We start from the raw sequence: 17,437 nt of genomic DNA on the forward strand, positions 1-17,437 counted from the left end.
CAAAAGCAAGATGCTGCGAGGGCGCGACAACAAGGAATTAAAGTCTGCGGCGAGAGCACGTCGTAGACTTATTTTTGAGAACAAATATGGTACGTGGTGCTGGAGTTACATATGACGACTACGGATGGATTTCTAATCGTTGCAACTATTCTCGGGCCAATATTGGCTGTGCAGGCACAGAAGTGGATCGAACGAGTAACCGAACGAAGGCGTGGGCAGTTGCAGATTTTTTACTGCCTCATGGCATCTCGCGCGACCCGGCTTTCTAATGAGCATGTTCAAGCGCTTAATCGAATCGAACTTGAGTTTCGAGGAAAGGGATCAAAAGAAAAAGCGGTAAGAGATTCTTGGAGACTTTACGCCGATAAGCTCAACGAACGATTTGACGATAGCGAAGCCGGCTTAGCTACATGGGCTTCGCCTCGCGATACTCTGTTCACCGAGCTCATGTTCAAAATGTCGGATGCGCTTGGATTTGATTTTGATCGAGTTCAACTAATGCGCGGGGCTTACTACCCACGTGGGCATGGTGAGCTTGAAGAACGACAACGTAAAATCCTAGTACGCTTAGAGCAAATCTTGGAGGGTGAGAGACCGTTACCGATAACTATAGATTCCTCAAGCTCGCTTGAGTTCGCTAAAATTCAAACCCTCCTTACAGCTCGTTAAAGAGTGTTTTCACAGCGTAATCAGCTACCCTCATCTTGCATATGTGGCGCGGTACGCTTTGCAATTGCGCCTACTTCGCCGTTGCTATGGAAAACTGCACTTTTGTCGAATACATCTGAAGCATGACCGCTCACGTCCCTTCAAAAGACGAACGTTTGCATCGCTAAGCCGAGTCCCCCCGCAGCGCCGGCAAGCTCATCCCATGCCGAATTCATCAAATGCCGAGGTGTTTGATAACCACCAGTCCGACGAAGAAGGCAACCAGCAGTAACGCGCCGACTATCACGTAGACGTTCTTGCGGCGTTTGCTCATATTCGGCGCCCCGTTGTATTCTCGCGTCGAGCTGCGCCATTCCCTGAAATCGTTCATTGTTCAAACCTCCGTCGCCGCCGGCCGTAAGCCTCACGCGCAGGAAGCGCTTAACGCACCCTTGCCCGCGCGTCCACACCGGTCTGATCCCATAACCGAAACCCGCCCTCGAACGCATCGGCGTTGTCGCCGCGCCGCGATTTCGGCGGCAGCTTTTCCAGATGCCTGACGTTGCCGCCGCCGATCAGCACCTCGTCCGGTTCGAGCGCGGCCGTAAGGTGCACGACGATGTCGAAGACATGCTTGCGCCATTTCCTGTCGCCGCGGCGTTTCCGCCCGGCCTTCCCGGCGTAATCCTCAAAGGTCTTTCCCTTCCGGTACGTCAGGTGCGCCAATTCCATCGGCTCCGGCTCGCCGTCGACGATCATCGCGGAGCCGAGCCCGGTGCCGAGCCCGAGAAACAGCATCCGCCCGCCGCGATAGCCGCCGAGCGCCTGCATCAGCGCGTCGTTGACGACGCGGGTCGGCTTGCCGAAAGCCTTCTGAAAATCGAAGCCCTTCCATCCCTCGCCGAGATTGACGGGCTCGCGCAGCGGACGATTGCCGCAGACCGGACCGGGATAGCCGATCGAAATCACGTCGAAGGACCAGTCCTTCGCCAGGGCCGCGACCTTGCGCACCATCTGCTCCGCCGTGAGGTCAGGTCCGGATTTGAATTTGCGCGGATCGCGGTCCGTATTGGTCATCATCTTGACATTGGACCCGCCGACGTCGATCGCGAGGATGGTGCGGTTCATCCGGCTGGAGCGTGCTGCCTTCATGGTCGGTCCTCAAAACATCTGATGCGCGGCCAGCGGCGCTTCAAAAGCATCGATCTCAAACGGTAGCGCCTCTCGATTGCTCCCGGCGCTTGCAGGCTTTCAAATTCGGGCCTAACTCTGCCTTGTACTGCTTCTCTCACTATCATGCTCGCTGTTCCGGAGTGCTTCTTGATGACCGACGCCCCCTATGCGCCGCCCAAAGTCTGGACCTTTGATAAGGAGAATGGCGGCAGATTCGCTTCGGTCAACCGGCCGACCGCCGGCGCAACTCACGAAAAGGTGCTGCCCGTCGGCAAGCACCCCTTCCAGCTTTATTCGCGGGGAACGCCGAACGGCCAGAAGGTCACGATCATGTTCGAGGAACTGCTCGCACGCGGCCATGCCGGCGCGGAATATGATGCGTGGCTGATCCAGATCGACGGCGAGCAGTTCGGCTCGGGGTTTGTCGAGGTCAATCCGAACTCGAAGATACCGGCGCTTGTTGATCGTTCGAGACCCGTGCCGTTTCGCGTGTTCGAATCCGGCGCGATCCTCCTGCATCTCGCTGAGAAGTTCCGCGAATTCATCCCGAGGGCGACGGCGGCGCGCGCGGAATGCCTGTCCTGGCTGTTCTGGCAGATGGGGAGCGCGCCCTATCTCGGCGGGGGATTCGGGCATTTCTACAACTATGCGCCGGAGAAGATCGAATATGCCATCAATCGCTTTGCGATGGAAACGAAGCGGCAAATGGATGTGCTCGACCGCCGGCTCAAGGATAATGAATTTCTTGCCGGCGACGAGTACACGATCGCGGACATGGCGGTGTGGCCGTGGTATGGCGGCCTGGCCGAGGGCAGGCTCTACGGCGACAGCGCAACCTTCCTCGACGTCCAGAGCTACAGGAACGTGCAGCGCTGGACGGCGCAGATTGCCGCGCGGCCCGCGGTGAAGCGCGGCCGCATCGTCAACCGCACCTCCGGTGATCCCGCAAGCCAGCTTCACGAGCGCCACGACGCCTCGGATTTCGAGACCCGGACGCAGGACAAGCTGGCGAAGCAGGGTTGACACCCTCCCCCCTCATTAGCGGCCATTCCGGGCTGGAGGCTCATGCAATGCAAGGAAAGGTCATCGTTGTCACCGGAGCTTCCGGCGCGCTGGGCAAGGTGGTCGTGGAAGCCGCCATCACGCGCGGCGCCAGGGTGGCCTGCATCAACCGCGCTGTGGCAAAGGGCGATGCTGCCGCCGACCGGATCGAGTTCGGCGGCGTCGATCTGGCTGACCCCGCACAGGCCTCGCAAGCCGTCGATGCGGCGGCCGCGCATTTCGGCCGGCTCGACGCTCTCGTCAATATTGCCGGCGCGTTTGCCTTCGAAACCGTCGCGGACGGCGACCCGAAGACCTGGCAGCGCCTCCACGCCGTCAATCTGACGACCGCGCTGAACGCCTCGCGTGCCGCGATCCCGCATCTGATTGCGTCCGGCGCCGGACGTATCGTCAACATCGGCGCGATGGGAGCCTTGCAGGCCGGCGCCGGCATGGGCGCCTATGCCGCGTCGAAAGCGGCCGTGCATCGGCTGACCGAAGCGCTTGCCTCCGAGCTGAAAGGCAAGGTGACCGTCAACGCCGTCCTGCCCTCGACGATCGACACGCCGGCCAATCGCAGGGATATGCCTAAAGCGGATTTCGCGACCTGGGTGACGGCGGACGAACTGGCGAATGTCATTTTGTTTCTGGCAAGCGATGCGGCGAGCGGCGTGACCGGAGCGCTGCTTCCCGTGCGCGGACGCGTTTGAATCGCGATTTGTATCGTTATAAATAATTGAATATAACAGTCTCCTTTCCCGGGATTCGCTTCTGGTGAGGCTGGAAGCGAATCCTGCTGTTTGACGAGTCGTCTTCACGTGGGCCAATAAATTCCCTCTGCGGGGAAAGCCCGAGGACGTTCTTGCCTGGAAACGTTTTAGAACCCGATTTTAGACCCTTGTGTTTCTATCGTAACGTGTAATTATGCCGCTGTTGCTATCTCGGGTAGCGGCCAGAAGTTCCCACCCCTCACTCAGATTCACGGTTACCTTTCCTTCGTCATTTCAGCGGGGATCAGGGTCGAAATGCCTAACCTTCGCAGTAGCTATGACTACGAGGACTTGCTGGCTTGCGGCCGTGGCGAGATGTTCGGCCCCGATGAACCCAAACTTCCTTTGCCGCCGATGCTGATGTTCGACCGCATCACGGAGATCACGGAAGGCGGCGGGAAATATGGACGCGGTCTGGTGCGCACCGAGCTCGACATCAAACCGAACCTCTGGTTCTTCCAATGCCACTTTCAGAACGACCCGGTGATGCCCGGTTGTCTTGGTCTCGACGGGCTTTGGCAGATGGTGGGATTCTATCTGGTCTGGCTTGGCCGCGACCGGAATGTGCGGGCGCGCGCTCTCGGTCTTGGGGATTTGAAGTTTACAGGTCAGATCCTGCCGCACGCTCGCAAGATATCCTACACGGTCGATATCAAACGGGTGATGCGTTCGAAGCTGGTGATGGCGATTGCCGACGGTACGGTCAGCGTTGACGGCGATACGATCTATCATGCCAGGGATCTTCGGCTCGGCCTGTTCAAGAAGCTTCCCGGATCGCCGATTGAACCGGCAAGCTGATAAGCTCCGGCTATTGAGTCGGCTTGAGCGTGCATCGTGGAAACCTCGCTTTATCTTCCGGTCAAACGCCATCTGGAAAGTCTCGGTTTCTCGGTCAAAGGCGAAGTCGGAGGCTGCGACCTGGTTGCGCTGAACGGCGACGATCCGCCCGTCGTGGTGATTGGCGAACTAAAGCTGAGTTTCAATCTGGAGCTTATCCTGCAAGGCGTCGAGCGCGCGGGCGCGTGCGATGAGGTCTGGCTTGCCGCCAGGCTGTCAATGCGTGGCAAGGGCCGCGAGAGCGACGCGCGCTATCGCAACCTGTGCCGGAGGCTCGGGTTCGGAATGCTCGGGGTGACACAAGAGGGGAGCGTTGAGATATTGGTGGCGCCCTCACTGTCAGTCCGCGCCGCAATCCGAAAAAGCGCTCCCGCCTGGTCATCGAGCATCAACGCCGCAAGGGCGATCCTGTCGCCGGCGGCAGCACGCGGACGCCGATCATGACAGCGTATCGCCAGCAGGCGTTGAGTTGCGCGGCCGCGATGGTTGCAGGTCCATGTCGCGTGCGGGATCTCAGAGGAGAGAATCCGGACGCCGGAAGAATCCTTCTTCACAATGTCTATGGATGGTTCGATCGCGTCGAGCGTGGAATTTACGGCCTGACCGAGGCCGGCAGGGACGCGCTGAAGCGATGGCCGCAGCACCCATGCGAAGCAGTGTCGATCGAATGAGTTCAGCGGGTCGGGCTTCTGGTCAGGCGCTGGGGTCTTCAACCAAGGCGCGGCGGCATGTCGCACATGGGTTCGTTCTCCATCTGGCAATGTGCAAAGCGCGTCAAAATGCATAGCTGCTTTGCCACTCCGGACCCCATATTGAGATGAGGTGCCGAGTTCCTGGAGCAGGATAACGTTTGATTGTACTTCCCGCTTCGTCACGCCGACGCCTGTATTATGAATTTGAATCGAAAGGCGCGGATGTCGGAGACGGATCGTTCGAAGGGCCGTCGTCTTCGAACGATTATGGTCATGGTGTGTTGAGGCGTTTCACGTCAATTTTCATGGGCCGGGTTTGCGCAACCATTGAGGCGAATGATGAGTGAAGGCTGGCATACAAAATATGGCATCCGGCGGGTTCGCCGCGATCCCCCTACGTTGGAGGAGGCTATCTTCGCGGCTACCGGGATCACCGACGATCTCGATTCGCAGGCGGAGATCGCGGCATCGCTGATTGGAATGCCGTTCGATATCGTTCACGCGGAGGTCAAGAAGACCGCTCGAACTGTTACGCGGTCTCCCACGACGCGCGTGATAGCGGGTGAGCAAGGTGCGCTCCGTTCGGTCGTCGTCGAGCGTCGCGTGGCCCGCAGATTCGCCAATGACAAGCGGCTTTGACGCGAACAGGTCTTTACCGCAGCCGCAGAAGCACTGTTTTATTACGTTCACGAGCACAGTTGACGTTCTTCAGAGCCGGAGAATCGCGTTACGAGAACGCTATGGTCCGAGTTGAGCCCGCGGACATCTTTCGCCTGGAACCTACAGAAGATATCGAATGCCGGAACATCGCGGCCTATTCTCCTTGATGGCGGCCACATTGATCGTTGTATCGCCTGTCGCATACGCGTCGCAGGTTTCGAGAGAGACCGACATCGTGCATTTACGACTGGGCGAACGCATTCTTGTCGATGACGGATCCTGTCCCGCGGGTGAGATCAAGGAAGTCGCCGGTACGAAACTGACCCCGGCCGGCGTCGTCCGGGCACGCAAGTGCATACCGCGGATCCGCTTGAAGCGATGAACATGTACCACGATCAAGGCGCGAAAGAGCATCTCCTTAGAAATGAACTCCTGTTTGATCGAGCATGATCCGATCAGGTTGAGTCGGACCATGCTTCATAAGTGATCGTCTGGCCGTATTTCCTTGCGGCGAACAGGTCATCCACTTTGCGCTGGCGCGGCCCTTCGGGTCGGGATCATGCTCTTGATTGTTGTTTTGGCGCGTTTTCTTCACGCGAACCGGTGTCCACTTCGCTCGAAAACGCTTCAATCGGAAATGAAATCCGAGCATTTTTGCATGGCCGTATCCGAGGCGCCCCATGGCATGATCGGTACCGAGGACGTCGAATTCTGTGGCGAGCCTTCGATCACCCGGTCGGAGTAAACCATGTAGACCAGCACGTTTCGTTTTGCGTCACAGCCCCGTACGATCTGCATCTTCTTGAAGAACAGCGAACGCCGCTGGCGGAATATGTCATCGCCTTGCTTCAGCTTTTCCTTGAAGCGTATCGGTCCTGTCTGGCGGCAGGCGAGCGAAATATCCGAGACTTCCTCCGCCACTCCGAGCCAGCCCTTGATGCCACCCTTCTCGGGTACAGTGAAATGACATGCGACACCTTCGATCCCCGGATCGTCGACGCCATACGTCGCGAGCTTGTCATTCGGCGTCAGCAGCTTGAAAACCGTCGAGCGGCGAAAGATCAAGTCGGGCTCGTCTGCTGCGTGGGCGTATGTTCCAGCGAGCATCGCGGTCGCCAGAACGATAAAGGCTAGAAAGGTCTGAGCCGTCCGGCGCCTCTCATCATGAATTCGAGCTCGAAATGTCATCAGGTAGCTCCATTTGCTGAGTTCGGCCTATGTAGGTTCTTCAAGTTTCCGAAAAAAGGTCCGGGTCGTCCGGCAAGCCGAGAATTAGAGTCGTGTGAAGGATTTTGCATTACCCTGCGTAGGCTGACCGGGAACCGACACGGGCCGGCCGGGCGTGACGTCCGCGACGCTCATCTGAACCATGATTCGAGGGACGAAGGCGTGAGTGAATATTGGTCTTTCCTGCGCGTGATACGGCGGCATTCGTTGTCCGCCAATTTTCCCCTGGTTCGCGCGGGTGCATATCGCCGCCCGCCGCACGTGGGGATTGGACTGGTGACCGCGATCCTGATCGGGCTCGGATCACCCGCTCACAGCCAGTTCTTCTGGCAGGAGGATTATCCGGAGGTTTATATCGAGGCGCCTCCCCCGCCGCCGCCCGTGACGAGGCCGCAGGCGCACGAATCCAAACCTCGCCGTCTTTCAAAGCCAGAACCGGCAGCCAAGGTCATACGGAAGCCGAACGGTCCGGTCATCATTGCCGTTTCAATCCGCCGGCAAACTATGAAGGTCTACGACGGCAACGGCCTTTTCGCCGAAACGCCGGTGTCGACCGGAATGCGCGGCCACTCCACTCCAATGGGGGTTTTCAGCGTCATTCAAAAGCGAAAATGGCATCGCTCGAACATCTACAGCAACGCGCCGATGCCCTACATGCAACGCATCACCTGGTCGGGCATCGCGATGCACGCCGGCGCGCTTCCGGGTTATCCGGCATCGCACGGATGTATCCGAATGCCGATGGACTTCGCGGTCAAGATGTGGAGTTGGACCAGGATTGGCGCGAGGGTCATCATCACGCCCGGCGAGGTGACGCCCGCTGATTTTTCGCACCCGCTGCTGGCAACCCGCCGTCCTGAGTCCGAGGCCGCGCCGGCCGAGGTGAAAGCCTCCGCCGCCAGCGATGCCACGCCGCAAGTCGAGGTTTCATCGGGTGCGTCCGATTCGCCCGCGACCGGTGAGTCTATTACCGCAACGCCTGAGGCGGCCGCCGAGCCGGTCAAGGCCGATTCAGAAAATGCGCAGGGCGCCGAGGTCACGGTCACGGCGGCGGTCAAGGTTGACGGAGATACGGCGGCCTCCCCGGCTGGAACTCCGGCAATGCCGGAGGACCAGTCGCAGTCCTCTCCTGCTCCTGCAAGCGCCGAGGAAACCGGGCTTATGGCGATCTCCGCACTGAAGCGCAGCGACCGGATCGCGGTCTTCGTCAGCGGCAAGGACAGCAAGATCTATGTGCGGCAGAACTTCTCGCCGATATTCGATGCTCCCATCACGATCGCCGCAAGGGATCGGCCCCTGGGAACACATGTGTTCACGGCGAGAACGACCAGGGACAGCAAGGATGACTTCCGCTGGTCGGTGGTCTCGCTCCCGGCTCTCGCGCACCGCGCCGATCGGGTTCACATTTCAAAAAACCAGCCCGCCCGGCAAACGAAGGTGGCCGACGCGACCGCCAGACCCGTTTCGGTTCCGGACAGTCCCACCGAAGCGCTGGATCGCGTCTCCTTTCCAGAGGACGTCATGGCGAAAATCGCAAGCGCCCTTTCGACGGGAGACTCGATCGTGATCTCGGATCAGGGGATCGGGGGGAGCGGCGAAACGGGTGAAGGCACCGACTTCATCGTCAAGCTGCCATAATGTGACGATTCAACCGTTCGGGATTTTGCTGGGCGGCATGTCACGCGTAGCGCGGTCCTGTAGCGTTCTCGAGCGAACCCGGATTCCACTTCGCTCGAAAACGCTATAGGATACAAAGTGGACGACTCAACTACGAAACCTTTTGGGGTGGTGATCGAGATGCGCATAACGACGGGGCTGATTTTTGCAGGCGCGGTTTCGTTGTGCGCCGCCACGGTTGCCTGGTCGCAGACACCTGCTTGGTCGCAGACACCGGCACCCAAGGGAGCGCAGAATACCGCGCCGGTTCCCGCGCGGGCCAGCGGACCGCAGGTCGCCTGTAACGGAAACCCCGACGCACTCGGTGTCGCACGCGTGGTCCAGATCGACACGACGGGCGGTCCGGGCTTCGGCTTCGAGCATTTCAAGCAACTCGACTTCCTCCGTGACAAGGAAGTGGTGTTGACGTTCGATGACGGCCCATGGCCCGGAACTACGCCAGCCGTGCTGAAGGCGCTTGCCGATCAGTGCACCACCGGCATCTTTTTCTCGATCGGAAAGCACGCGACGTATCATCCCGAGATTTTGCGGAATGTCGCCGCCGCCGGCCATACCATCGGTGGCCACACCTGGTCTCATGCCAATCTGAACAACAAGAAGCTCTCCACGGAACAGCGTAAGGACGAAGTCGAGAAAGGATTCAGCGCCGTCAAGTGGGCGCTTGAGGCTGAACCCTCGCCGTTTTTCCGTTTCCCGGCGCTTCAGCACCCGCCGGAACTGGTGACGTATCTGGGCGAACGAAACATCGCGATGTTTTCCTGCGACGTCGATTCGTTCGACTTCAAGGCGCGCAAGCCGGAACAGGTGGTCGACAACATCTTCAAGAAGCTGGACAAGGTCGGCAAGGGCATCATCCTGATGCACGATTTCCAGAAACGCACGGCCGAGGCGCTTCCCGAGGTTCTGCGCCGGCTCAAGGCAGGAGGCTACAAAGTGGTGCAGATGAAGGCCAAGGCCCCCGTCCAGACGCTCGCGCAATATGATGAGGAACTGAAGAAGGATACGAAGTTGCCGACCGTGAGCACGCGGCCGGTCAATAGCGTGGTTCAGACGATCTCCGAATAGCGCGACGATCTGGAACGCAAAATGCTTCGTGTCGAGGGTTACGTTATCGTGTCGGCTGACGGAATGCTTGCCGATGCCAACCGGGTGATGCCCGAAGCGCTGAAGTTCAAGGGTGATCTCGAATTCTTCACGTCGGGTCTTGATGGCGCGGCTGTCGTCGTTCACGGGCGCAATTCGTTCGAGGATCAGCCCAACTCTCCGCGTCGCAAAAGGATCATCCTCACCAGCCGCGTAGCCGCTCTTGAGGATGACCCCGAAAACGAAAAGGCGACCTTATGGAATCCCGCCGGCGCTTCGTTCGCGGACGCCTGCGCCCATGCCGGCGTGCGCGAGGGAACGGCCGCGATCATCGGTGGACCTTCAGTTTTCGAGATGTTTCTCGATCGCTACGACACGTTCTGGCTATCGGAAGCTCCGCATGTGAGGCTGCCCGGAGGCGAAGGCTGCTTTCCTGCCGTTCCGGATAGCTCACCGCAAGCTGTGCTGGCGGCGCACGGCCTTCAGCCTCGCGAGGTCCGGATTCTCGATGCGAAGAACGACGTTCGCGTCACCGCGTGGCGTCGGCCGCAGGGTTAGAGCCTTTCCGCTTCTGATTGAATCAGAAGCGGGCTCTATGAATTTATTTTGTCGCGGTTTCTTCACGCGAACCGGTGTCCATCCTCGGGTCAAGCCCGAGGATATGCTTCGCTCGAAAACGCTCTAGATACGCGTCGCGCGTTCCTGCGCTTCGACCACGGCAATGGCCGTCATGTTGAGTATGCCGCGCGCCGTCACTGACGGAGTGAGAATGTGCGCGGGACGCGCGGGACCGATCAGGATAGGCCCGACCAGCAGCCCGTTGCCGAGCACCTTGATCATCTGATAGGCCGCGTTCGCCGCATCGAGGTTGGGCAGGATCAGAACGTTGGCGACGCCGGTTAGCCGGGAATGCGGCAGGATCAACTGTCGCGCGGACTCCGACAGGGCGGTATCGCCCTGCATTTCACCGTCAGCCTCGATATCGGGATGTCGGGCGGTGAAAATCTCGGTCGCCCGGCGCGCCTTGCGCGCCGATTCGGTGTCGTAGCTGCCGAAATCGGAATGCGACACGAAAGCGATCTTCGGCGTGATGTTGAAGCGCTGAACATGCACCGCGGCCTGGGCCGCGATATCAGCCAGTTCATCCGCGGACGGGTTCGGGCGCACCTGCGTATCCGCGATGAAATAGGCGCCCTTGCCGGTGATCATCAGCGACAGCGCGGCGAAGTCGCTCGTTCCGGGCAGATACCCGATGATCTCCCGGATGTGCCGGAGGTGCCGCATATAGCTGCCTTCGACGCCGCACAGCATCGCATCAGCTTCGTCTCGCACCACCGCGAGCGCGGCGATCACCGTCGCGTTGGTGCGGATCGTGGTGCGGGCGACGTCCGGCGTCGCGCCGTGCCGGCCGGCGACATCGATATAGGACTGCACATAGGAGCGGTAACGGGGATCGTCCTCGGGGTTGATCAGATCGAAATCCCTGCCCGCCTTGATGGCAAGGCCGAGGCGCTTGATCCGCGTCTCCACCACGGACGGGCGGCCGACCAGGATCGGGCGGGCCAGTTGCTCCTCAAGCACCTGCTGGGTTGCCTGCAGCACCCGCATATCCTCGCCCTCGGCGTAGATCACCCGAAACGGCTGCTTCTTCGCCTCCGCGAATACCGGTTTCATGACGAGGCCGGACCGGAAGGCAAAGCGTTCAAGCCGCGCGTGGTACTCGTCGAAATTCGTGATCGGCCGCGTCGCCACCCCCGAGGCCATGGCGGCCTTCGCGACAGCGGGCGCGATGCGCAGGATCAGCCGGGGATCGAACGGACCGGGAATCAGGGAGCCGGGTCCGAAGCCTTGAGTCTCGCTATCAAACCGGATTGCCGCGTCAAGCGGCGGTTCGCGCGCGAGCCTGGCGATGGCATCGACAGCGGCCAGCTTCATCTCCTCATTGATCGCGGTGGCGCCGACGTCGAGAGCGCCGCGGAAGATAAAGGGAAAGCACAGGACGTTGTTCACCTGATTGGGAAAGTCCGAACGCCCGGTGCAGATCATGGCATCGGGCCGCGTCTTGCGTGCCTCTTCCGGCATGATTTCCGGAACAGGGTTGGCGAGCGCCAGCACCAGCGGCCTGTCCGCCATCTGCGCGACCATCTCCGGCGTCAGCACCCCGCCGGCGGAGACGCCAAGAAACACATCCGCGCCCGTGATCACCTCCGCCAGCTTGCGTTTGTCCGTCTTCTGCGCATAAGCCGCCTTCCACTTGTCCATCAGCGTATCGCGGCCCTCGTGGACCAGGCCGTCGATGTCGCAGACCCAGATGTTCTTGCGCTGCGCGCCCATCGACACCAGCAGGTTGAGGCAGGCGATGGCGGCCGCGCCCGCGCCGGAAGCAACGATCTTCACTTCCGCAAGCGTTTTGCCGTTCAGCAGCAGGGCGTTGGAGACCGCGGCCGCGACGATGATCGCGGTGCCGTGCTGGTCGTCATGGAACACCGGAATCTTCATCCGGGCCTTCAGGCGCTCCTCGATCTCAAAGCACTCCGGTCCCTTGATGTCCTCAAGGTTGATCCCGCCGAAGGTCGGCTCCAGCGCCGCGACCGTCTCCACCACGCGCTCGATGGTGTCGGCGGCGATCTCGATATCGAACACGTCGATGCCGGCGAATTTCTTGAACAGGACCGCCTTGCCTTCCATCACGGGCTTGGAGGCGAGCGGTCCGATATTGCCAAGACCGAGCACGGCCGTGCCGTTCGACACCACCGCGACCAGATTGGCCCGGCCGGTCAGCGTGGCGGCTTCCGCCGGATCGGCGACGATCTCCTCGCAGGCCGCGGCGACGCCGGGCGAATAGGCCAGCGCGAGGTCGCGCTGGTTGGCGAGCGGCTTTGTCGGCTGGATTTCGAGCTTGCCGGGACGTGGTGAGCGATGAAAGGACAGCGCGGCGGAGCGAAGATCCTCTGAATACGACACGTTGCAACGCTCCTTGCCGCCCTCGTCAGCTCCCGGCGTGGGTTCTGACGATGGTGCGCGGTGGCTCGCCGGCCCAAGCCAAAGCGCCCGAGCGATGCTCGCAATGACGCTGGAATCGAGGCGTTAATTCTGCGGCAGATTGAGCCGGATATGAAGCTCGCGCAACTGCTTCGGAGCGACCTCCGACGGCGCGCCCATCAGCAGGTCTTCGGCCCGCTGGTTCATCGGAAACAGCGAAATCTCGCGCAGATTGGTGGTGCCGCAGAGCAGCATGACGATGCGATCGACGCCGGCCGCCATGCCGCCATGCGGCGGCGCGCCGTATTGAAACGCGCGGTACATGCCGCCGAACCGCTCGACCACCTCGTTCTCGCCATAGCCCGCGATTTCGAACGCCTTCACCATCGCTTCGGGCCGATGGTTGCGAATGCCGCCGGAGGCGATCTCGTAGCCGTTGCAGGTAATGTCGTACTGGAACGCCTTGATCGTCAGCGGGTCCTGGGTGTTGAGCGCGTCGAGCCCGCCCTGCGGCATCGAGAAGGGATTGTGCGAAAAGTCGATCTTCTTGTCTTCTTCATTGTACTCATACATCGGGAAATCGACGATCCAGGCCAATTCGAACCGGTCCTTGTCGATCAGGTTCAACTCCTCGCCGAGCCTGGTGCGGGCGAGCCCCGCGAACTTCCAGAATTTCGCCGGATCGCCAGCCACGAAGAATGCGGCGTCACCTGCCTTGAGGCCAAGCTGGACTCGAATCGCCTCGGTCCGCTCCGGACCGATGTTGTTGGCGAGCGGACCCGCGCCCTCGCCGCCTTCGCGCCACATGATGTAGCCGAGGCCGGGCTGGCCCTCGCCCTGTGCCCACGAGTTCATGCGGTCGCAGAACGCCCGGCTGCCGCCGCCGGGCCCGGGAATCGCCCAGACCTGGTTCTTCGAATCCTCAAGCATCCGGGCGAACACCTTGAAGCCGGAGCCGCGGAAGTGCTCGGAGACGTCCTGCATCAGCAGCGGGTTGCGCAAGTCGGGCTTGTCGGTGCCGTACTTGCGCAAGCTTTCAGCGAACGGAATGCGCGGCCAGTTCCGGGTGACAGGCTTGCCCTTAGCGAACTCCTCGAACACGCTGGTAATGACCGGCTCAACCGCAGCGAAAACATCATCCTGTTCGACAAAGCTCATCTCAAGGTCGAGCTGATAGAACTCGCCCGGCAGGCGGTCGGCGCGCGGGTCCTCGTCGCGGAAGCATGGCGCGATCTGGAAGTAGCGGTCGAAGCCCGACATCATCAGCAGTTGCTTGTACTGCTGCGGCGCCTGCGGCAGCGCATAGAACTTGCCGGGATGAATGCGCGAGGGAACCAGGAAGTCGCGCGCGCCTTCCGGCGAGGAAGCCGTCAGGATCGGAGTTTGGAATTCGAAGAACCCCTGCTCTTTCATGCGCTTGCGCATCGAATCGACGATAGCGCCGCGGGTCATGATGTTCTGATGCAGATTCTCGCGACGAAGGTCGAGGAAACGGTACTTAAGCCTTATATCTTCAGGATATTCCTGTTCACCGAACACCGGCAGCGGCAATTCGGCGGCGGGTCCCAGTACCTCGATCTCGGTGACATAGATCTCGACGTCACCGGTCGGCAGTTCCGGATTTTCGGTCCCCGCGGGACGGCGCCGCGCCTTGCCGTCGATCCGCACCACCCACTCCGAGCGCAACTTCTCCGCCAGCGCGAAGGCCGGGGAGTCCGGATCGGCCACGCACTGGGTCAGGCCGTAATGGTCGCGCAGGTCGATGAACAGAACCCCGCCATGATCGCGGATCCGATGGCACCAGCCTGACAGGCGGACGGTCTGGTCGATGTGGCTGTCGCGGAGCGCGCCGCAGGTATGGGACCGATAGCGATGCATGGGAATCCTGCAAGAAGGCGTCAGAGGCGGAACAGGGGTCGGACGGGCCGCCGGATGGTCGAGCGTCAGGGGTTTACCCGAGCGAAAGGTGCGCGGCAACCGAGAGGCGGAACCTGAAAGAGCGGCCCGGATGATCATTCTTGACCGGAAAAGCCCGAAAAAGACAAGCGCGGCGTGCAGCAAAAAAGCAGGGCGACAGGGCAAAAAAGACGGGCTATGGAGCGTTCATGGACCTGATTACCACCTCCGCGGAGCTGGCCTCCGTCTGCGCCCGTCTCGCCAAGCACCCGGTCATCACCGTCGACACCGAGTTCCTCCGCGAGACCACCTATTATCCCCTGCTCTGCGTCATTCAGCTGGCAAGTCCCGATGAAGCCGTCGTGGTCGATGCTCTCGCCGAGGGAATCGACCTGAAGCCGTTTTTCGCTCTGATGTCGAACGAAAGCGTCCTCAAGGTCTTCCACGCCGCTCGGCAGGATATCGAGATTATCTGGCACCAGGCCGGCCTCATTCCCCATCCCGTCTTCGACACCCAGGTTGCCGCCATGGTGCTGGGACATGGCGATTCCATCGCCTATGACGCGCTGGTCGAGCGCATTACCGGGCACCGTCCGGACAAGACTCACCGATTTACCGACTGGTCGCGCCGGCCGCTGACTGCGGAACAGCTCGAATACGCCGTCGCGGATGTCACCCACCTCCGCGACGTCTTTGCCGCCCTCGACGCCGATCTCAGGAAACGCGGACGCAGCGATTGGGTCAGCGAGGAGATGGAGGTTCTGACGTCGCCGAAGACCTACGACTTTCATCCCGAACGCGCATGGGAGCGCTTGAAGAGCCGGGTCCGCAAGCCGAAGGACCTTGCCGTGCTGATGGAAGTGGCGGCCTGGCGCGAACAGGAAGCCCAGAGCCGCAATATTCCGCGGTCCCGCGTGCTGAAGGACGACGCCGTCGGCGATATCGCGATCCATGCACCGGGCAGCCCGGAACGGTTGGCGACGCTGCGTTCGCTGCCCAAGGGTTTTGAAAGATCGCAGTGGGGTGCTGATATCGTCGCGGCGGTCCAGCGCGGGCTTGCACGAGACCTGCGTTCGCTGCCCAGGATCGAGAAGCCTCGCAACAATTCGAACGGCGCCGCCACGGTGGAGCTTCTCAAGGTTCTGCTGCGCATGACCTCCGAGTGCCATGCTGTCGCGAGCAAGGTGATCGCGACGGTGGACGATCTGGAGCGGATCGTCGCCGACGACGAGGCCGATGTCAGCGCGCTGCACGGGTGGCGGCGTGAACTGTTCGGCGAGGCCGCCCTCGCCCTGAAGCATGGCCGGCTGGCTCTGGCGATCGAAAAGGGCCGCGTGGTCCGCGTGGAGCGAATCTAGCGAGGCTTTCCGATCCCTGAATGGATCACGCGCGCGATTCAGGGATGCACGTCACTCGACCGGCCTCGAAGCGATCAGCCTGCTGATCCGCGGGCCGTCCATTTCCGAGATCCGGAACGACCACCCTTCCCAGGCGAACTCGTCGCCAACAGCTGGTATTCGACCCAGCAACTCGATCGCGCAGCCCGCCACCGTATGGAAATCTCCATCCGGCTTATGGCTGATGCCCAGGTGCATCATCGCTTCGTCGATCGGCATTCTTCCGTTGATGACAAACTTGCCGTCGCCTCCTCCCAGTATGTCCGGCTCCTCACCGGCATCCGGCAGTTCACCTGCAATCGACTCGAGCAGATCGGTGCGCGTGACGATTCCCTGCAATGTCCCGTACTCATCGACCACGACGCCGACGCGAACAGGCTGCGCCTTGAAACGCTCGATGGCTTGCAGGATCGGCGTGAACTCCGAAAGCGCGAGCGGTTGTTGCAACACCGCGAGCGGATCGACTTCGCGCCCCTCAAGCGCCTGATCGAGCAGGTCTTGCTTGCGCAGCACGCCCACGACCTCGTCGATGCTGCCCTGCCCGATAACGACGTGCTCATGCTTGCACTCACGCACCACCTTGAGAATTTCGTCCCGGCTGTCATCCGCGTCCGCCCAGACGATACTCGTCCGCGGCGTCATGATGTCGCTCACGTCGCGGCGGGTGAGGCTGATGACCCGCTCAACGACTTCCCGCTGGGTTCGAGCGAGCAAGCCGGCCCGTTCAGTCTCGGCGACGAGAAGCCTGATCTCGTCAGGCGAGTGAAGCGTTTCCTTTTCGCTGGCGGCGCTAAGGCCGAACAAACGCAGGACGCCGTTGCCGAGCCCGTTCAATGACACGATCGCCGGCTTCAACAGAAACCCGAACAACGCCAGCGGGCGCACGATGATCAGCGCGGTGGTTTCTGTCCGCTGCAAGGCGAGGCTCTTCGGCGCGAGTTCGCCAAGCACGATGTGCAGGATCGTAATGATGGCAAAGGCGATAATGATGGCGATGGCGTGAGCGCCGATTTCGGCTCCGGTACCGAATGGCAGAACCAGCAGCGGCTCGATCAGGTGCGCCAGCGCCGGTTCTCCGATCCAGCCCAGAGCCAATGATGATAGCGTAATCCCGAGCTGGCACGCCGCGAGATTATAATCCAGGTGTTCAACCGCTTTCTGTAACGCATGGGCGTTTGCGCCTCCCGCGGCAACCAGTTGCGCGACGCGGCTACGGCGCATGGCCACCAGCGAAAACTCAGAAGCGACGAAGAAGCCGTTCGCGACGACAAGAATGATGACAGCGAGAACTCCGGCCAGACTGGTTAAACTGTCATCACCCACGGCGATATCTCCTTATGGAGGCGGGAGCGTC

16 protein-coding genes and 1 pseudogene are annotated in these 17,437 nt (G+C 60.9%); 11 read left to right on the forward strand and 6 right to left on the reverse strand.

Features of this window, described 5'->3' with window-relative positions:
- The first annotated feature begins 111 nt into the window (after positions 1-111).
- Positions 112-669 (forward strand): DUF6680 family protein, encoded by a 558-nt coding sequence (locus tag ACMYR2_RS09065; RefSeq protein ID WP_416194035.1) that lies wholly within the window; start codon positions 112-114, stop codon positions 667-669.
- Positions 670-883: 214 nt separating this feature from the next.
- On the opposite strand, the gene ACMYR2_RS09070 is transcribed toward ACMYR2_RS09065, so the two are convergent.
- Both ACMYR2_RS09070 and ACMYR2_RS09075 read right to left on the reverse strand, forming a co-directional pair.
- The gene (locus tag ACMYR2_RS09070; protein ID WP_347263302.1) at positions 884-1,039 is read right to left on the reverse strand and encodes a hypothetical protein; all 156 of its coding nucleotides are present in this window, start codon (positions 1,037-1,039) and stop codon (positions 884-886) included.
- Positions 1,040-1,089: 50 nt separating this feature from the next.
- Positions 1,090-1,800 (reverse strand): ROK family protein, encoded by a 711-nt coding sequence (locus tag ACMYR2_RS09075; RefSeq protein WP_347263303.1) that lies wholly within the window; start codon positions 1,798-1,800, stop codon positions 1,090-1,092.
- A gap of 171 nt (positions 1,801-1,971) precedes the next feature.
- On the opposite strand from ACMYR2_RS09075, the gene yghU reads away from it, so the two are divergent.
- From yghU to ACMYR2_RS09105, 6 genes and pseudogenes are all read left to right on the forward strand, one after another.
- A complete protein-coding gene (gene yghU, locus ACMYR2_RS09080) occupies positions 1,972-2,844 on the forward strand; it encodes a glutathione-dependent disulfide-bond oxidoreductase (RefSeq protein ID WP_347263304.1) in 873 nt (290 codons plus the stop codon).
- Positions 2,845-2,891: 47 nt separating this feature from the next.
- Complete coding sequence (fabG, locus tag ACMYR2_RS09085; protein WP_416194036.1) at positions 2,892-3,572, forward strand: 3-oxoacyl-ACP reductase FabG; 681 nt, start codon at positions 2,892-2,894, stop codon at positions 3,570-3,572.
- Positions 3,573-3,887: 315 nt separating this feature from the next.
- On the forward strand, positions 3,888-4,430 hold the full coding sequence (gene fabA, locus ACMYR2_RS09090; protein ID WP_347263306.1) for a bifunctional 3-hydroxydecanoyl-ACP dehydratase/trans-2-decenoyl-ACP isomerase: 543 nt from the start codon (positions 3,888-3,890) through the stop codon (positions 4,428-4,430).
- Positions 4,431-4,466: 36 nt separating this feature from the next.
- Positions 4,467-5,140, forward strand: a pseudogene (locus ACMYR2_RS09095) (DUF2161 domain-containing phosphodiesterase).
- Positions 5,141-5,500: 360 nt separating this feature from the next.
- Entirely contained in the window at positions 5,501-5,800 is a 300-nt protein-coding gene (locus ACMYR2_RS09100; protein ID WP_347263307.1) for a hypothetical protein, read from the forward strand.
- A gap of 187 nt (positions 5,801-5,987) precedes the next feature.
- A complete protein-coding gene (locus ACMYR2_RS09105; RefSeq protein WP_347263330.1) occupies positions 5,988-6,203 on the forward strand; it encodes a DUF6719 family protein in 216 nt (71 codons plus the stop codon).
- A gap of 245 nt (positions 6,204-6,448) precedes the next feature.
- Here ACMYR2_RS09105 and ACMYR2_RS09110 read toward each other — a convergent pair whose 3' ends face one another.
- On the reverse strand, positions 6,449-6,928 hold the full coding sequence (locus tag ACMYR2_RS09110) for a CreA family protein (protein WP_347263331.1): 480 nt from the start codon (positions 6,926-6,928) through the stop codon (positions 6,449-6,451).
- A 57-nt stretch (positions 6,929-6,985) separates the two neighbouring features.
- Between ACMYR2_RS09110 and ACMYR2_RS09115 the strand changes: the two genes are divergently transcribed.
- From ACMYR2_RS09115 to ACMYR2_RS09125, 3 genes are all read left to right on the forward strand, one after another.
- Entirely contained in the window at positions 6,986-8,686 is a 1,701-nt protein-coding gene (locus ACMYR2_RS09115) for a L,D-transpeptidase family protein (RefSeq protein ID WP_416194037.1), read from the forward strand.
- Between the two features lie 159 nt (positions 8,687-8,845).
- Complete coding sequence (locus ACMYR2_RS09120) at positions 8,846-9,790, forward strand: polysaccharide deacetylase family protein (RefSeq protein ID WP_347263332.1); 945 nt, start codon at positions 8,846-8,848, stop codon at positions 9,788-9,790.
- 21 nt (positions 9,791-9,811) lie between these two features.
- The gene (locus tag ACMYR2_RS09125; protein WP_347263309.1) at positions 9,812-10,366 is read left to right on the forward strand and encodes a dihydrofolate reductase; all 555 of its coding nucleotides are present in this window, start codon (positions 9,812-9,814) and stop codon (positions 10,364-10,366) included.
- Positions 10,367-10,489: 123 nt separating this feature from the next.
- Here the strand turns inward: ACMYR2_RS09125 and ACMYR2_RS09130 are convergent, their stop codons facing one another.
- Entirely contained in the window at positions 10,490-12,772 is a 2,283-nt protein-coding gene (locus ACMYR2_RS09130) for an NADP-dependent malic enzyme (protein WP_347263310.1), read from the reverse strand.
- 123 nt (positions 12,773-12,895) lie between these two features.
- A complete protein-coding gene (aspS, locus tag ACMYR2_RS09135; protein WP_347263311.1) occupies positions 12,896-14,668 on the reverse strand; it encodes an aspartate--tRNA ligase in 1,773 nt (590 codons plus the stop codon).
- 227 nt (positions 14,669-14,895) lie between these two features.
- Between aspS and rnd the strand changes: the two genes are divergently transcribed.
- Complete coding sequence (gene rnd, locus ACMYR2_RS09140; protein WP_347263312.1) at positions 14,896-16,044, forward strand: ribonuclease D; 1,149 nt, start codon at positions 14,896-14,898, stop codon at positions 16,042-16,044.
- 51 nt (positions 16,045-16,095) lie between these two features.
- On the opposite strand, the gene ACMYR2_RS09145 is transcribed toward rnd, so the two are convergent.
- Positions 16,096-17,412, reverse strand: a complete 1,317-nt coding sequence (locus ACMYR2_RS09145; RefSeq protein WP_416194080.1) for a hemolysin family protein — start codon at positions 17,410-17,412, stop codon at positions 16,096-16,098.
- Between the last annotated feature and the right edge of the window lie 25 nt (positions 17,413-17,437).

This window comes from Nitrobacter sp. TKz-YC01 (assembly GCF_047824785.1).
Lineage (GTDB): Bacteria > Pseudomonadota > Alphaproteobacteria > Rhizobiales > Xanthobacteraceae > Nitrobacter.

Coding starts and splice junctions, on each gene's coding strand:
- ACMYR2_RS09120 (WP_347263332.1), top strand. CDS start 8,846: ATGCGCATAACGACGGGGCTGATTTTTGCAGGCGCGGTTTCGTTGTGC.
- ACMYR2_RS09065 (WP_416194035.1), top strand. CDS start 112: ATGACGACTACGGATGGATTTCTAATCGTTGCAACTATTCTCGGGCCA.
- aspS (WP_347263311.1), bottom strand. CDS start 14,668: ATGCATCGCTATCGGTCCCATACCTGCGGCGCGCTCCGCGACAGCCAC.
- ACMYR2_RS09115 (WP_416194037.1), top strand. CDS start 6,986: ATGAATTCGAGCTCGAAATGTCATCAGGTAGCTCCATTTGCTGAGTTC.
- ACMYR2_RS09125 (WP_347263309.1), top strand. CDS start 9,812: ATGCTTCGTGTCGAGGGTTACGTTATCGTGTCGGCTGACGGAATGCTT.
- yghU (WP_347263304.1), top strand. CDS start 1,972: ATGACCGACGCCCCCTATGCGCCGCCCAAAGTCTGGACCTTTGATAAG.
- ACMYR2_RS09100 (WP_347263307.1), top strand. CDS start 5,501: ATGAGTGAAGGCTGGCATACAAAATATGGCATCCGGCGGGTTCGCCGC.
- rnd (WP_347263312.1), top strand. CDS start 14,896: ATGGACCTGATTACCACCTCCGCGGAGCTGGCCTCCGTCTGCGCCCGT.
- fabA (WP_347263306.1), top strand. CDS start 3,888: ATGCCTAACCTTCGCAGTAGCTATGACTACGAGGACTTGCTGGCTTGC.
- ACMYR2_RS09110 (WP_347263331.1), bottom strand. CDS start 6,928: ATGCTCGCTGGAACATACGCCCACGCAGCAGACGAGCCCGACTTGATC.
- ACMYR2_RS09075 (WP_347263303.1), bottom strand. CDS start 1,800: ATGAAGGCAGCACGCTCCAGCCGGATGAACCGCACCATCCTCGCGATC.
- fabG (WP_416194036.1), top strand. CDS start 2,892: ATGCAAGGAAAGGTCATCGTTGTCACCGGAGCTTCCGGCGCGCTGGGC.
- ACMYR2_RS09070 (WP_347263302.1), bottom strand. CDS start 1,039: ATGAACGATTTCAGGGAATGGCGCAGCTCGACGCGAGAATACAACGGG.
- ACMYR2_RS09105 (WP_347263330.1), top strand. CDS start 5,988: ATGGCGGCCACATTGATCGTTGTATCGCCTGTCGCATACGCGTCGCAG.